The sequence below is a fragment of the Planomicrobium soli genome (genome assembly GCF_003014655.1).
Classification (GTDB): domain Bacteria; phylum Bacillota; class Bacilli; order Bacillales_A; family Planococcaceae; genus Planococcus; species Planococcus soli_B.
Window position 1 is genome coordinate 197,179 of sequence record NZ_PYAT01000001.1, and the last position, 15,687, is coordinate 212,865.

General features: G+C 44.3%; 14 protein-coding genes. 1 reads left to right on the forward strand and 13 read right to left on the reverse strand.

The features are described 5' to 3' along the window. The first annotated feature begins 5 nt into the window (after positions 1–5). Positions 6–2,864, forward strand: coding sequence for a penicillin-binding protein 1A (locus tag B0H99_RS00955; RefSeq protein WP_106531746.1), 2,859 nt, complete (start codon positions 6–8; stop codon positions 2,862–2,864). Between the two features lie 75 nt (positions 2,865–2,939). On the opposite strand, the gene B0H99_RS00960 is transcribed toward B0H99_RS00955, so the two are convergent. The 13 genes from B0H99_RS00960 to bshA form a co-directional block, all read right to left on the reverse strand. Continuing rightward, positions 2,940–3,290 (reverse strand): YpoC family protein, encoded by a 351-nt coding sequence (locus B0H99_RS00960; protein WP_106531747.1) that lies wholly within the window; start codon positions 3,288–3,290, stop codon positions 2,940–2,942. Further along, the gene (gene nth / locus B0H99_RS00965) at positions 3,265–3,945 is read right to left on the reverse strand and encodes an endonuclease III (protein ID WP_106531748.1); all 681 of its coding nucleotides are present in this window, start codon (positions 3,943–3,945) and stop codon (positions 3,265–3,267) included. Before nth ends, B0H99_RS00960 begins: the two co-directional genes overlap by 26 nt. Positions 3,946–3,957: 12 nt before the next feature. Further along, on the reverse strand, positions 3,958–4,659 hold the full coding sequence (locus tag B0H99_RS00970; protein WP_106531749.1) for a DnaD domain-containing protein: 702 nt from the start codon (positions 4,657–4,659) through the stop codon (positions 3,958–3,960). A gap of 125 nt (positions 4,660–4,784) precedes the next feature. Next, positions 4,785–6,080 (reverse strand): asparagine--tRNA ligase, encoded by a 1,296-nt coding sequence (gene asnS / locus B0H99_RS00975; RefSeq protein ID WP_106531750.1) that lies wholly within the window; start codon positions 6,078–6,080, stop codon positions 4,785–4,787. Between the two features lie 24 nt (positions 6,081–6,104). Then, complete coding sequence (locus tag B0H99_RS00980; protein ID WP_106531751.1) at positions 6,105–7,295, reverse strand: pyridoxal phosphate-dependent aminotransferase; 1,191 nt, start codon at positions 7,293–7,295, stop codon at positions 6,105–6,107. A gap of 15 nt (positions 7,296–7,310) precedes the next feature. Further along, positions 7,311–7,787, reverse strand: a complete 477-nt coding sequence (locus B0H99_RS00985; RefSeq protein WP_106531752.1) for a cell wall elongation regulator TseB-like domain-containing protein — start codon at positions 7,785–7,787, stop codon at positions 7,311–7,313. Positions 7,788–7,795: 8 nt separating this feature from the next. After that, the gene (locus tag B0H99_RS00990) at positions 7,796–7,966 is read right to left on the reverse strand and encodes a YpmA family protein (RefSeq protein ID WP_106531753.1); all 171 of its coding nucleotides are present in this window, start codon (positions 7,964–7,966) and stop codon (positions 7,796–7,798) included. A gap of 102 nt (positions 7,967–8,068) precedes the next feature. After that, positions 8,069–10,828 (reverse strand): ATP-dependent DNA helicase DinG, encoded by a 2,760-nt coding sequence (dinG, locus tag B0H99_RS00995; RefSeq protein WP_106531754.1) that lies wholly within the window; start codon positions 10,826–10,828, stop codon positions 8,069–8,071. Positions 10,829–10,996: 168 nt separating this feature from the next. Next, positions 10,997–11,380, reverse strand: coding sequence for an aspartate 1-decarboxylase (panD, locus tag B0H99_RS01000; protein WP_106531755.1), 384 nt, complete (start codon positions 11,378–11,380; stop codon positions 10,997–10,999). Between the two features lie 2 nt (positions 11,381–11,382). Continuing rightward, positions 11,383–12,219: a pantoate--beta-alanine ligase gene (gene panC, locus B0H99_RS01005; RefSeq protein WP_146137230.1), complete on the reverse strand. Its 837-nt coding sequence runs from the start codon at positions 12,217–12,219 to the stop codon at positions 11,383–11,385. 227 nt (positions 12,220–12,446) lie between these two features. After that, complete coding sequence (locus B0H99_RS01010) at positions 12,447–13,430, reverse strand: biotin--[acetyl-CoA-carboxylase] ligase (RefSeq protein ID WP_106531757.1); 984 nt, start codon at positions 13,428–13,430, stop codon at positions 12,447–12,449. Then, positions 13,408–14,541: a CCA tRNA nucleotidyltransferase gene (locus tag B0H99_RS01015; protein ID WP_106531758.1), complete on the reverse strand. Its 1,134-nt coding sequence runs from the start codon at positions 14,539–14,541 to the stop codon at positions 13,408–13,410. Before B0H99_RS01015 ends, B0H99_RS01010 begins: the two co-directional genes overlap by 23 nt. Beyond that, entirely contained in the window at positions 14,538–15,680 is a 1,143-nt protein-coding gene (bshA, locus tag B0H99_RS01020) for an N-acetyl-alpha-D-glucosaminyl L-malate synthase BshA (RefSeq protein ID WP_106531759.1), read from the reverse strand. The genes B0H99_RS01015 and bshA overlap by 4 nt, the downstream gene beginning before the upstream one ends. Between the last annotated feature and the right edge of the window lie 7 nt (positions 15,681–15,687).

Genomic DNA, 15,687 nt, shown 5'->3' on the forward strand with positions numbered 1-15,687 from the left:
CGATTTTGAGCGAAAAACCAATTTCGCGCGAACAGCGCAGAAAAGCTATCGAACAACAAAAGAAGACGACTAACAAGAAAAAGAAACCATCAGGACCATCATGGATCAAGCGCATCTTCACAGCCCTTGTTCTGATCGGTGTTATCGGATTCATCTTTGGAGCCGGACTGTTTGCTTATTATGCCAGCAGTGCTCCTGAAATTGATGAGGAACTGCTGAGAGATCCGATCAGCCCTACTTTTCTAGCAGCCGACGGCGAAACAGAAATTCCTTATATAACGGCTGAAAATCGGACTTATGTAAATTATGAAGATATTCCGCAAGAAATGGAAGAAGCTATTTTGGCAACTGAAGACAACCGCTTCTACAAGCATTCCGGTATTGATGTGATACGGCTTGGCGGCGCGGTCGTAGCCAACATAACCGGGGGCTTCGGATCACAAGGCGCAAGTACAATCACACAGCAAGTAATCAAAAACTCATTTCTTTCCAATGACAAGACGCTGAAGCGAAAAGCGCAGGAAGCATATTTGGCGTATCAACTGGAACGGAAATATGAAAAAGAAGAAATTTTTGAAATGTATTTCAATAAAATTCTGATGTCAGGCAATATTTATGGTTTTGGGACGGCTTCCGAGCATTTTTATGGAAAACCGCTTGATGAATTGGAATTGCATGAAATGGCCACATTAGCCGGAATGCCACAAAGTCCGAATGGCTATAATCCTTTTAAAAATCCTGACCGGGCAGAAACAAGACGAAACGTTGTTTTGAGTTTGATGGAGCAGCATGGCAAAATTACTACAGCTCAGAAAGAAGAAGCTCAAGCGATTCCCATTGAAGATTCTTTGCTTAAAGAAGAAGACCGCCAACAAACGGTGGCAACTGGCGAGTATACGGCTTTCATGGAAATGGTGGAAGACGAGCTCGAGGCGCTTGATGGAGACATTTCTTTAGACGCAGGGCTGACTATTTTCACTACTCTTGACCCTTCAGTCCAGAAAGCGGTCAATGAAGCCATGTCTTCTGATTTGTTTTTTGATGAAGACGTGCAATCCGCAATGACGATCGTAGATACGAAAACAGGCGGCATCCGTGCTATTGGTGCAGGCCGAGATTACAGCGGAGATGTCCGGAGAAACTATGCGATTTCCAAAGACCGGGTTATCGGTTCGACGATCAAGCCTTTATTAGACTATGGTCCTGCTATTGAAAATATGAATTGGTCGACTGGCCAGACGCTTGTCGATGAACCGTATAAATACGATAGCGGCCAGGAAATCCGTAATGTCGATGGCGAATTCCTTGGAACTATGACTGTCCGAGAAGCTTTATACCGCTCTCGCAATATTCCGGCTGTCAAGACCTTGAAAGAGGTCGGATTTGAAGAAGCTTCTGATTTCACAAAGAAACTCGGCTTGGATTTTGGCGGTGTTTATGAATCGGCAGCTCTTGGCTCACCTGAGAAAAATATCTCAACCGTAGAAATGGCTGGCGCTTTTGCAGCATTCGGCAATAAGGGGGAATTTACAGAACCCCATACCATCACGAAAATCGTCTTCCGAGATGGTACAACTGAACAAGTTGTTAAGCCGGAGCCCGTAAAAGCGATGAAAGACAGCACTGCCTATATGATCACTGATATTCTTCGTGATGTCGTAGATACAAGCATAATAGGGGCTACAGGAAAAGAAGCGGCTATAAGCGGCCTGGATTTAGCTGGAAAAACTGGGACATCCAACTATAATGCAGACGAACTTCGAGATTACAATCTAGATTCCTCTTCTGCTCCGGATGTCTGGTTTGCTGGCTATACAACCGATTATTCTGTTTCTGTATGGAGCGGATATCCTTCACGCAAATATGCGATCGATACCGCTTCTGAAGAACGCTTATTGGCACAGCGCCTTTTCAAACGAGTTATGTCTGAGGTCTCCAGCCCAGAGACAGAAAGATTTGAACAACCTGATTCAGTTGTAGAAAAAACAATCGAAAAAGGAACTTCCCCACTTAAATTGGCGAGCGCTTATACGCCCTACAATTTAAGAAAAACGGAATTGTTTGTTCGGGGTGCTGAACCATCACAAATATCCGAGAAATTTGTTCAAGAAGATTTAGATGCTCCTTCCGGTTTGCGAGCCAATGTTGAAGGTCAATCCGTCACTTTAACCTGGTCATACGGAGGCGATGCAGATGTTGCATTTGTGGTTGCAGTAAACGGAACTACCTTGACGACTACAGGCGATACCGGCTATACCTATAATGGTCTTGAAGCTGGAATCCCTTATACGTTCACTGTTACAGCGGTCACTGATGATCAGCGCAGTGATCCTGCTTCGATTACAGTAGAAATTGCAAATTCCGAGGAACCGGTTGAAGAACCTGTTGAAGAAGAGCCAGTTGAAGAAGAGCCGGCTGAAGAAGAGCCAGCCGAAGAACAACCGGCCGAAGAACAACCGGCCGAAGAAGAGCCAGCTGAAGAACAACCGGCCGAAGAAGAGCCGGCTGAAGAAGAGCCAGCCGAAGAAGAGCCGGCTGAAGAAGAGCCAGCTGAAGAAGAGCCGGCTGAAGAAGAGCCAGCTGAAGAAGAAGGCACTGCCTCTCGTAGAGGCCAAACTGTTAATCCAGCACAAGGCCAAGATAATGCTAACCAAGGCAACGGCAACCAAGGTAATGGCAACCAAGGCAACGGCAACCAAGGCAACGACGACCAAGGCAACGGCAACCAAGGTAACGGCGACCAAGGCAACGCTGACCAAGGCAACGGCAACCAAGGTAACGGCAACCAAGGTAACGGCAACCAAGGTAACGGCAACCAAGGTAACGGCAACCAAGGTAACGGCAACCAAGGTAACGGCAATTAATAAACTTAGTATAGTAGTTAATAGAAAAACCCTCACAACAGCCAAATGCTGTTGTGAGGGTTTTCTCGTATATTTTCAATCCTGCTCGAATCTTTTTAAATGAATCCGCTTTGCAGCAATAATTTTTTTCATTTCTGCAAACAGCTCATCAAGCTGTCGAAATGCCGCAAAATTACCAGGTTGAGAAGCGACAAAAGCCAATCGTTCTTCCCCGTTTATAGGGGCCAGCACTTTCACTCCCGGAATGGCTCCTGTTTCTAAACAATGAGCAAGCAATTTGTTGTATAAAAGAATTCCGGCTTCCATTTCGTCTTTTGCTTGCTTATCGCGTTGCTTATGCAAGTCAGAGATAATCGCCGCCTTAGCCCTCCACTCTTCAAAAAAAGGATCAGTTTGTTCTTTAGTTAACTTTTGTGACAACTTCATGTTTAACGAGTCCCTTTTTATCGCGTTTTTTGCCTTCTCTGCAGCGGTCGTAGAGCGGGCATATATGGCATGCTGGATTTTGTGCCTTGCAATGATAACGCCCAAAGAAAATGATTTGGTGATGGGTTTTTGACCAATTTTCCTCCGGTGTTTTCTTCATGATTGTTTCCTCCACTTGCAAGGGCGTATCTTTCCAGCGATTAACGCCAAGACGTTTAGCTACTCGTTCAACATGAGTGTCCACTGCCAGCGCCGGTATGTTAAATGCCACCGATACAACGACATTTGCTGTCTTGCGACCAACACCTGGAAGGGCCATTAACAAATCCCGGTCTGCTGGAACCTGGCTGTCGTATTGCTCTATTAAAATCCGGCTAAGCGCCTGTATATTTTTCGCTTTGTTGCGGTAAAGACCGATAGAACGAATATCTTGTTCCAATTCTTCTATCGGTACTGAAACGTAATCCTCTGGTACCGCATATTTCTGAAAAAGTGTCTCCGTCACCCGATTCACCAATTTATCTGTACACTGTGCAGACAATAAAGTGGCAATTAACAAATCGAAAGGATTTCTATGAATAAGTTCGCAATGGGCGTCTGGAAACATATGGTCCATTTCTTCAAGACACTGATGCCACTCTTTTTTCGTCATCAAACCGATCACCTTCTAATTGCGGTCTTCCAGCCAATTGTAAAATTGAACTTTTTTTGCCGAATTTCCCGCAGGCTGGATCCGAATATTTTTTTCTCTGAATGATGTTGCGTGTTTGGATACTTCTGTTTTCGTTTTGATGTTTTTCTTTTTCCATTCGAATAAAATCCGATCCACATAACGCAGACTGATTTTTTGAGATATGACAGCTTCTTTAAGAGCCATCCGGATTATTGCTGGCGTATGCCCATCTTGGTCCATCCACATGGAAATGGTTTCAATTTCCATCGGCGAAAGAAAACGGCCAAATTCCTGCTCAAACAGCTGGAAAATTTCGCCTTCCATTTCTTGCTGCGTGTTTTCTTTTTCTTGGTGCTGCTCTTTGTATACACAGTCTAAAAGCCTGTCCCATAGCGGTTGAAGCGAGATCCGTTCAGTCAACACATCTTCTACCTTTTCTTGTTCAATGGCTAAATAACCTAGTTGAATCAATTTTTGCAGCATTGTAGTGACATTTAATTGCGAAGTCATCATGCGGGCGCTTATTTCATCAGGGGTGGGAAAGTGATTTCCTTGCTGTTGAAACGCGTGTATATGCATAAGCAACATCGCTTCTTCGTCCGTGATTTTCAATTCCTTATAGAATTGAAAAAAAAGCTGGGAAATGTTCACATTTCCCTGCTCGATCCAAGTCTGCAGTCGATTCGGCTGTTGCATATCCCAACCACCTTTCTATTTGTTTGTGCATCGAGCGTAGTGCCCATTTTGTCATTATTTTTCAGCACAAAACGGCTGAGTCTTCTAGTAGCTCGAGCCGTTTATGCCAGGATCTAAAGTAATTATTATGGATAAAGACGGTTTAACAAACGCGGGAACGGAATGGATTCGCGTACATGCTCGGCTCCACTGATCCACGCGACCGTCCGTTCAAGTCCAAGACCAAAACCGGAATGCGGTACTGCTCCATACTTGCTGAGCTCCAGATACCAGGCATATGCCTGTTCATCCAAATTGTGCTCATTGATGCGCTGTTTCATCAATTCAAAATCGTGAATCCTTTCAGAACCGCCGATGATTTCTCCATACCCTTCAGGAGCGATCAAATCTGCACAAAGGACTACATCGTCGCGCTCCGGATGCGGCTGCATATAAAACGGTTTGATGCCGATCGGGTAATTAACAATAAAGACTGGCATATCATGGTTTTCAGCAATCGCCGTTTCATGCGGCGCACCAAAATCATCGCCCCATTTGATGTCGTCAAAGCCATTGTCATTCAACCATTTGATGGCATCATCGTATGAAATACGCGGGAATGGCGCTTTTATTTTTTCAAGTTTCGATATATCTCTTTCTAAACGTTCCAGTTCCAATGCACAATTTTTCAAGACTGATTGAACAATATGGGAAACGAACTGTTCTTGAACTTCCAGGCTTTCTTCGTGTTCAACAAAAGCCATTTCCGGTTCGATCATCCAGAATTCGATCAAGTGGCGGCGTGTCTTCGATTTTTCTGCACGGAATGTCGGGCCGAATGAAAATACTTTCCCTAGTGCCATCGCAGCAGCTTCCATATAAAGTTGACCAGACTGCGATAAAAACGCGTCTTCATCGAAATACTTTGTAGCAAATAGCTCGGAAGTTCCTTCGGGTGCTGAACCTGTTAAAATTGGTGGATCTACTTTGACAAATCCGTTATTGTTGAAAAACTCGTATGTTGCCCGAATGATTTCATTACGGATTTTCATGATGGCATGCTGTTTTCTTGAACGAAGCCATAAGTGGCGGTTATCCATCAAAAACTCTGTGCCGTGCTCTTTCGGCGTAATCGGGAAATCGGTCGCAACATGAAGCACTTCAATACCGGTCACCTGCAGCTCATAACCAAATGATGAACGCTCATCTTCTTTTACTTCGCCTGTCACATAAAGAGAAGTTTCTTGCGTCAGGCCTTTTGCCGTTGCAAACAGTTCTTCCCCCACCTCCGCTTTCACAACTACGCCTTGTACAAAACCTGTACCATCGCGAAGTTGAAGAAAAGCGATTTTTCCACTTGAACGCTTGTTAGCTACCCAAGCGCCTAATTTGATTGTTTGTCCATTATAGTTTGCCATTTCAGCAATTGTTATCTTTTTCATACTAGCCTCCAAAATATAATCTTCTCAGTCTTGCCATTTCGATGTTACAAATTGATTGATGCGTTCAACTGCTTCTGTCAACGCCTCAAGCGATGTTGCATATGACAAGCGGATTGTTTTGGGAGCTCCAAATCCAGATCCTGGAATGACAGCGACATTCGCTTCTGTCAACAAAGCTGTTGCGAATTCATCTACAGAGGAATAGCCGGTTTTGTGGGCTGCTTTCTCAACTTCCGGTAATAAATAGAAGGCTCCTTCCGGACGAATTACATTGAATCCGGGAATCGCTGCCACTTTTGGAAAAATGGCTTCTAAGCGGGCTTCAAATGCCTGCCGCATTTCTTCTACTGCTTCCTGTGGGCCGTCATAAGCTTCGATTGCTGCATATTGCGAAGTTGTTGTCGGATTTGATGTAGAATGGCTAGCCAAATCGGTCATCGCTTTGATGATTTCCGCATCTCCAGCTGCATAGCCAATACGCCATCCTGTCATGGAATGAGATTTCGAAACGCCATTGATGATGATTGTCCGTTTTTTAGCGTCTTCCGACAGTTCTGCAACAGAGGTATGGACCGCTTCACCGTAAATCAATTTTTCATAAATTTCATCAGAGACGATCAGAATATCCGATTCGCGGCAAACATCAGCAAGCTCAGCCAACTCTTCTTTCGTGTAAAGCATACCAGTCGGATTGCTCGGTGAATTGATAATTACAGCTTTTGTCCGATCCGTAATGGCTTTTCTCAATTGTTCTGCAGTCACTTTATATGCTTGGCTGGATGTTGCTTCTATGTATACAGGAACTCCTTGCGCCAGTTTTACTTGTTCAGGATAGCTAACCCAATAAGGAATTGGAATGATCACTTCATCGCCTTCGTTAAGCAACACTTGGAATAGCGTATATAAAACGTGTTTCGCGCCAATTCCGACCATAATTTCTTTCGGCTCGTAGGATAAGTTTTGGTCCTTCTCCAATTTGCTGATGATTGCTTTTTTTAATGCCGGCAGCCCGCCGGAAGGCGTATATTTTGTTTTTCCTTCTTTCATGGACTGATAAGCAGCGGTCAGAATATTTTCCGGTGTGTTATAATCCGGCTCGCCTGCTCCTAGACCGATGACGTCAACTCCAGCAGCTTTCAATTCGTTCGCTTTTGCTGTAATTGCCAGTGTTGTTGAAGGCGTTAAAGTTTGGACGCGTTTTGCTAAGTTGTTCAAATGTTATCAACCCTTTCACAAATTCAAGATACGTTTCCACCAAGTTCCATCTTTAGCAAGAATGTAAACATAATTCAGTTGATCTTCTTTATTGATAAAAGCGATTTCCCATACCGGCCCTTCAGTTTCCATCCCCAATTTCGTATGCAGTATATCTTTAACATCCATTTCCTTCAGCGCAATTTCACGGGCTTCTTTTGCGGTAACCTTATCTTCGAGATCAATCGCTTCTATTTCACCATCTCCTGAAGGAACAAAAGCAGCTTTTGCTTTGCCTTCTAAATCTGTTCCAATAACAGTGACCGAAGTTTGGCTGTTTGAATAGACATATGCCCGGTCAACCTCTGCAATAAGCTCTTCACTTTCCACTCGGTCTATCGCTTGTTTCTCAACTGCCGAAAAAGGCTTGTTTCCAAGAATGATGATCAAAATCATCAATGCGACAGCTAGAAAAGAAAGAAAGCCTAAAATAAATGTAACCCATTGCTTCATTTAATCACCTAAGTCTTATAAATTGTGAAAACCGCTTTTGTCTGATCTTCTTTATCAAGCGCCAAGCCAAACATCAAATTATTATGTTTTAATGTCCGGTTCAAGGCGTCCACCACTTTATATAAATCCTCTTGATACGATACGTTGACAGTAGTAAGAACTTCAATTTTGGATTCCATGTGTGCGACCTTCCTTTCACTTTTTCACCCATTGCCAATTTTCCGGTTTCCAGCGAATGCTGAAAGCAGAGCTTTCAACCGCTTTTCCTTCTTGGCAAACTTTCATTGCTTATTATACCAATCTTCAATATCCGTTACCATCTTTTCTAAGGACACTTTTGAGACTTTCACTTTCGGCAAGGAGCTTATAAATTCTTTGCCATAGGATTTTGTCTCGATCCGCCGGTCTAATACGATGAATAACCCTCTGTCATTTTTCGATCGGATCAGCCGCCCGAATCCTTGGCGAAGCCTTAATACGGCTTCTGGCAAGGCATACTGGATAAATGGATTGACGCCTTCTTTTGCGATCGCTTCTGATCTTGCTTTGAAGATCGGCTCGTCCGGGGACGTAAACGGCAAGCGTACGACGACGACTGCGCGCAAAGCGTCTCCAGGCACATCCACGCCTTCCCAGAAACTATTGGTTCCGAACAACACGGATTTCTGGAAACGCTGGAACGATTTCAACAGCCTCAGCCGGCTTCCTGAAGAAATTCCTTGGGCGAAAAGCATATAGTCCTCCAGCAGGCCGGTATCCTGGATCAGTTCGACAGTTTTGCGCAGCATATCCTGGGAAGTAAACAGCACAAAACAACGCCCTTCAGTGACTAGCACGGTTTGGACAACGGCATCAGCAACAGACTCAATGTAATCGTGCTGGGAGACTTGCTGAATGTCCGGCATATCTTCGACAATGAAAACACGGGCTCCCTGGTAAAAATCTTTTGGCGGATCAAATTTCGATATCCCCACTTGACTTGGAATGCCTAGCTGGTTGACAATGAACCGTTCGTTTGAAGGAACGCTCATAGTACCTGACAACCAAATGACCGCTTTCTTCCCGCGGGCTGGACCAATAACATTTTCTACAAGCGATGTCACTTCGAATGGCCTCTTGTAAAACGATAAGCTATTTGGCAAACTCCTTAAATCACCTTCTATCCAGCTAACTTCATCTGCCAAGGGGAAAACAAAAATCTCGCTGAATTCAACCGATTTCAGCATGAGTTCTTCTGTCCAATATCGCCAGTCGGTGATAATGATCTTATCTTGAACCGATTTTTCTGTCAGCCGTTCCGCTTTTTGCAAAATGAGCTGGGACAAGTCAATCCATTCGTTCAAATACCGAAGCATTTCGAAAAAGCGGTCTTTGTTTATGTCCAGTTCACTTAATAAGGAAGAGCATTTCTGATGGCGGCTGTTTCTGAACTTTTCAGCAAACCCCGCCGAAAGAATGGCACTCACTTCATCAAACATGGCGGCAAACTTAGTAAATAACGACTCTAACTTCAATAATTCCGGCACTGTAGCAAAACCGGTGCGTTCTGCAACCTCGTAAAGTTTTGCGAACAATTGCTGTTCATCATAGAGGCCAAGTTGGCCGAAAATATATTTCCATTGTGTATAAACAAATGTTTTTTCATGTTGGGTGATGGCTGCTTGGACAACTTGATGGGCTTCATCCCAAATAAATGCACCGACATTTTTTAAAATTGAAGGATTGGGCATCCGTTGATTCAATAAAAATGCATGATTTGTCACTATGATATGCGCTTCTTTTGCTTGCACAAGGGCATTTTCATAAAAATCAAAGCGTTTTTCTGTCGGAGTCAGCCTCCTCATATGCGAACGGCGGATTTTATCAAGGAAAAACTGGCCGCCGCTTGAAGCGTTGAGTTCATTTAGATCGCCTGTTTCTGTGGATGTCAACCATATCAGCACTTGCATGATGGTAAACGTTTCGTCATAAGACTCATCCTCACCTTGCAGCAATTCCGAAAACCGCGTTAAGTCGATATAATGGCTAAGCCCTTTTATCAACGCAATGCGAAGGGGAGATCCCATGACTTTTCCCACAATTCTCCCTTCATTTTGAACCAATTGGTCTTGGAGATGGGTAGTGTAAGTACTGATGACCACTTGCTTTTTTTCGGCAAAAGCAAATTCCGCCGCAGGCAGCAAATATGCAATGGTCTTCCCCATTCCAGTAGAAGCTTCGATAACCATTTCTCCATTATTATAGAGCGTGTTTTGAATAGCATCCATCATATCAAGTTGGCTTTGCCGGCGTTCAAAATCGGGGAACGCTTTTTCTAACCGTTCTTCCCAGGTGCCAGAGGCGGTTTCAAGTACTTCATCATCCAAAGGTTTTTTCTTGATTTTCAGCGGGATGCCGTTAAAGCGATCAAACGCATCAGGCTGTGCATTTCTTTTTTTCTGCATCAATTCAAATACCAAACGGGAAAGATCCGATTTCAACTGGAACGAACGTTTATGCAAAAGCGCCAATGTGTCATAAGGAAGCTGCTCCATATCCCTTTGGGCACGCAAAAACAGATGCGCTGTAGCAATTGCATCGTCATCCGCCCGGTGTGCACTGGTCAATGGTATGCCAAGCTCTGCTGTGATATCCTGCAATTTATAGCTGAATGCTGTCGGGTACATTAAACGCGTCAGCTCGACTGTATCCATAGCAAGCCCATGCCATTTCGGCAGTCCGCTCCGTTTCAGCTCAGCTTGTAAGAAGGTTAAATCGAAATTTGTGTTATGCGCCACAAATATGGCGTCCTGCAATTTGTAAAAAATGGTTTCGGCATACTCTTCAAAAGGAGGCGCCTGTGCTACGTCTTTATCCGAAATATTCGTCAAGTCTTGGATAAACGCCGGAATTTTTTTTCCGGGATTAATAAATTTCGTATATGTATCAACAATAACGCCTTTTTCGATCGTCACTAACGCTATTTGAATAATCCGGTCACCTTTTGCAGGGGAATGGCCCGTTGTTTCAATATCGACAACAACATATTTTTGCGTGTTCATCAAAATCCCTCTTTCTAAGGTGATTCTTTCTTAAAAATTGTACCATATCCTTCTAGCATCCGTCTTTTAACGAAAAGTCCTATTCTGTTGCCTTTTCAACCATTGTTTTTTCGGTTACCCAAAGATAATCGAGAATATTAAAAAGCCTCCATAGCAGGAGGCTTTTTGTTACATAATGGTAGCTTCCGGTTCGTAGTGAATGATTTCCCGGATTGTATTGTCTTCGTTCATGATGCAGACGGTCGGTTTATGGCTCCGTGCGTTTTCATCCATGACATAACCGTAAGTCAATACGATGACAATGTCCCCTTTTTGGACAAGACGGGCTGCTGCACCATTCACGCAAATAACGCCGCTTCCTCTTTCTCCTGCGATAATATACGTTTCAAAGCGTGCCCCGTTATTGTTGTTGACAACATGGACTTTTTCATTTGGCAGCATCCCCGCTGCATCCAATAAATCTTCGTCAATGGTTATGCTCCCGACATAGTTAAGATCGGCTTGTGTTACAGTAGCACGATGAAGTTTAGCATTCAGCATCATTCGCAACATGTTCAGTTCCCCTTTAAATTTATAATGATGTTATCGATTAAACGCGCTTTTTCAAATTGAACAGCAAGTGCCAATATGGCCTCGTCCATAATGTTTTTAGTAAGCGTTGGATAGTCATGCAATTCAATGTAATCAATTTTTCCGGAGACGTTTTCATCTAAGTAAGCCGCCATTTCAGGCAGTGGATCCTTGCCTTCTAGAAGAAGTTGTTTCCCAAGCCGCAACGCTTTGTTTAAATGAGGAGCTTCCGCACGCTCTTTTTCACTTAAATAAACATTACGCGAACTTTTGGCGAGACCATCCGCTTCCCGCACCGTTTCCCCTCGACGAATCGAAAGAGGAAAGTTATAATCGGCCACTAAAGATTCGATGATCGCCAACTGCTGCGCATCTTTTTGGCCAAAATATGCCCGGTCAGCTTGGGTTAAATGGAATAGCTTCGTCACAACTTTCAAGACGCCATCAAAGTGGCCCGGACGCTTCGCTCCACAAAGCACCTCCGCCTGAGCACCGGCAGAAATTGAAATTTGCGAATCACGAGGATACATCTCCTCGACGGAGGGAGCAAAAATAATATCGGTTCCCGCAGCAGCTGCTAATCGCTCATCGCGTTCCAAATCCCGTGGATAACGGTCAAAATCTTCATTCGGCCCGAATTGTGCCGGATTGACAAAAATGCTCATGACCACTTTGTCATTTTCTTGCTTGGCTTTTTCGACTAACGACAAATGCCCTTCGTGAAGAAAACCCATTGTCGGGACCAACCCGATCGTTTGCCCGGAATTTTTCACTTCACGGACCCATTTATTCAGTTCTGTGATCGTTTGAATCGTTTGCACACATTCTCTCTCCTTTTTTGGAGCAAACCAAACCATATAAAAAGCCCTTCAGCCGCAAAAAGGACAGAAGGACAGAAAAGTCTTTGTAGGTTTCCTCCGTCCCTGTCTAAAAAGATCAAGGCAGAAATATAAAATTGGATTTTTGAATCGATAAGTACGGGTGCAGTTCGCATGCGATACCGCCCACTAAAAACACTATACCAGAACGCAAATAAAAAAACCAAGCATCAATTTTTCATCTCAATATCCGCGGAATAAATGCCGTGAAGCTTGCCATCATTTGTGCGCAATTGCAAAACCCCTTCATCGGTGATGCCTTCTGCGATGCCTTCAAGCGTTTCTTTCGCCATCCGGGCGCGGACAGGACGCCCGATAGTGGATGAATAACTTTCCCACATTATTTTCAACATCTTGAATCCTTGTTCGATATAAAGATTCGTATATTGCTCTAAATAGAAAAGAAGCGACCGGACTAATTCTTGGCGATCCACTGTTTTCCCGTCCATCATTTTCAACGATGTCGCAATATCCCTTACTTCCGGACTGAAATCTTCTAACTCCTGGTTAGCATTCATGCCGATACCGATGATCAATGCCTGGATGCCGTCCGCGTCAGACTGTAATTCAGTCAAAATGCCGGTGCATTTCCTGCCATTGAGCAATATATCGTTCGGCCATTTGATTTCCGGTTTTAGTCCGGTTACTTCCTCAATGGCGCGGACTACGGCAACAGCTGCAACCAAAGTGAATTGTGGCGCTTTTTGTGGAACCACATCCGGCCGGAGAATTACGCTCATCCATATTCCTTTTTGGGGTGCTGAATCCCATTTGCGTGCAAGCCTTCCACGGCCAGCAGTTTGTGTCTCAGTCAAAACGACTGTTCCGTCTGGTGCGCCTTCTTGTGCAAATTTATGCGCAAGAATTTGCGTGGAAGGACATGAGTCGATATACTCCATTACTTGGCCAATTTTAGCTGTTTTCAAAAGCGGCTGAATGGCGATGGGTTCTAGTGTATCAGGGATTTCCTTCAATATATAGCCGCGTTTCTTTATAGATTCAATTGTATATCCTTTTTCTTCCAACTCTTTTATGTGTTTCCACACTGCTGTCCTTGATATGCCAAATTCATCCGCCAAATACTGGCCGGAAAGAGCTTCTCCGCCCGCTTCCATTAATCGCTTTGCTAATTCATGCGTGACGGTGATATTCATGCGAAAACCATCCCTTTATCTGTTCTTTGTTGTTCTCCAAACGGGCAAAAACAATTTCCTGTTCTATATCCGCAAGCCATTTTTTTAGCCATGGCCCTTGTTTGTTCCCGCTCCAATGCATCAAATCGTTGCCGGTTACCGCAAGTTCTTTTTTCGATTGGATAGGCAAACTTTTTTTTGCTAGTTGAACATCCACATCCCTGCCCGATAAAAAGCGGGCGATAGCCAGTTCTCTAGCTGTAAAAACATAAAAAGTCCATGCATTCCATTCCTCCAGCCTTGCCGCTTCTAACGCTTTCGCCATCAAACGCTTTTCATCATTGGAAAATTTATAATCTCCAATATCCTCTATCTTTTTTTCTTGCCGGTAAAGCATGTAGCACCATCCCATTGAGTGGTCACCACAAGATTTGTAATTGGACCAATCCAATTCAAACAATGTACCTGCTGGCAAATTACTACTTAACCCGGAGTGGACTAAATAGGCCATGCTGCGGGCTGTATGCTTGTGGGCAAAAATTTTATCGAGTTCGGTTTTGATGCGCTCTACTGCCACCGAACGAATCAAATGGGCTTGTCTCCGAATGGAAGCCAGAGTTTCACTGTCAATTTCAAAATCGAGCTGGCCCGAAAACCGGACGGCCCTCAACATGCGCAGCGCATCTTCTTGAAATCGTTTGTCCGAGTTCCCGACAGCTCGAATGAGGCGTTTCTTCAAATCGTTTTTCCCGCCGAATAAATCGATAACATGCAAATCCTCGGACATCGCCATGGCATTGATCGTGAAGTCACGCCTTTTCAAATCTTCTTCCAACGATTGGACAAACTCGACAGAATCCGGTCTTCGCATATCCGTATACAGGCCGTCGGTCCTGAACGTTGTAACTTCGATTCCTTCGCCATCAAGCAGCACCAGTACCGTGCCATGGGCGATTCCGGTATCCACTGTCCGGTTAAAAAGTTCTTTCACTTTTTCAGGAGCAGCGTTTGTCGCCACATCAAAATCATCCGGCTTCTTCCCAAGCAAAAAATCCCGTACCGCCCCTCCGACCATATAGGCTTCATAGCCGGCATCCTCAAGAGTACGGATAACATTGATAGCCGTTTTCATGACGGTTCTCTCCGGTCTAGCAACGATTCATAAAGGGCTTCGTATTGCTCAAGGATAGCAGTTGAGTGAAACCGGGTTTTTACGGTATTTAACGCGCCTTGCTTTAATTGCTGATGAAGTTCATCGTTTGTTAAAACCTTCAGTGCATAACTGGCGGCCTGTTCAACGTCACCCAAATCGATCAGATAGCCATTAGTTCCCGGAGAGATGATTTCAGGCATACCACCGATCCGTGCTCCGATGCCCGGAACGCCACAAGCCATCGCTTCGAGTAAAACAAGCCCGAACGCTTCTTTCTCAGAAAGCAGCAGTTTCAGGTCACATATATTGTAAAGCTCGGATAAATTATCACGTTTTCCAAGAAACAGCACGTGTTCTTCTATGCCAAGTTCCCGGACCTGTTGAACGACCCGCCCCATTTCAGGACCGTCCCCGATCAACAGCAATTTTGCGGCTACTTGTTGTTGCACGCGGTAAAAAGTGTCTACCACGTCGCCAACCCGTTTAACTTTACGGAAATTGGAAACATGAACGAGAACTTTTTCCTGATCACCGATGCCGAATTCGTTTTTCAGCTTTCCAACGTCTTTTAAGCGGTATTCACGCTCATCCACAAAATTATAGACTGTCTGGATGTCTTTGTCCGGTTGAATCATATCGTACGTTTGCTCTTTTAAAGAATCAGATACAGCTGTAACAATATCAGATTTTTCGATGCCATAACGGATAGCTTCTTTTAATGAAGAGTCCGTTCCAAGCACTGTGATATCAGTGCCATGGAGGGTCGTGACAATGCCTATGTCGGCTCCCGCCATATCACGGCCAAGAATTGCACATACTGCATGAGGAATGGCGTAATGGACGTGCATCAGGTCGAGTTTTTCGTTCTGGATGACTTCAGCTATTTTTGTGGCAAGCGCAATATCATAAGGAGCATATTGAAACACAGAATAACTGTTGACATCCACTTGATGGCTATAGACATTCGGGTAATTCCGATTCAATCGAAACGGAGTGCTTGATGTGATAAAATGCACTTCGTGCCCTTTTTCAGCAAGCATTTTTCCAAGTTCTGTTGCAATGACCCCGGACCCTCCAACTGTCGGATAACACGTAATGCCGATCTTCATTTTTCGCAAAGCTGCT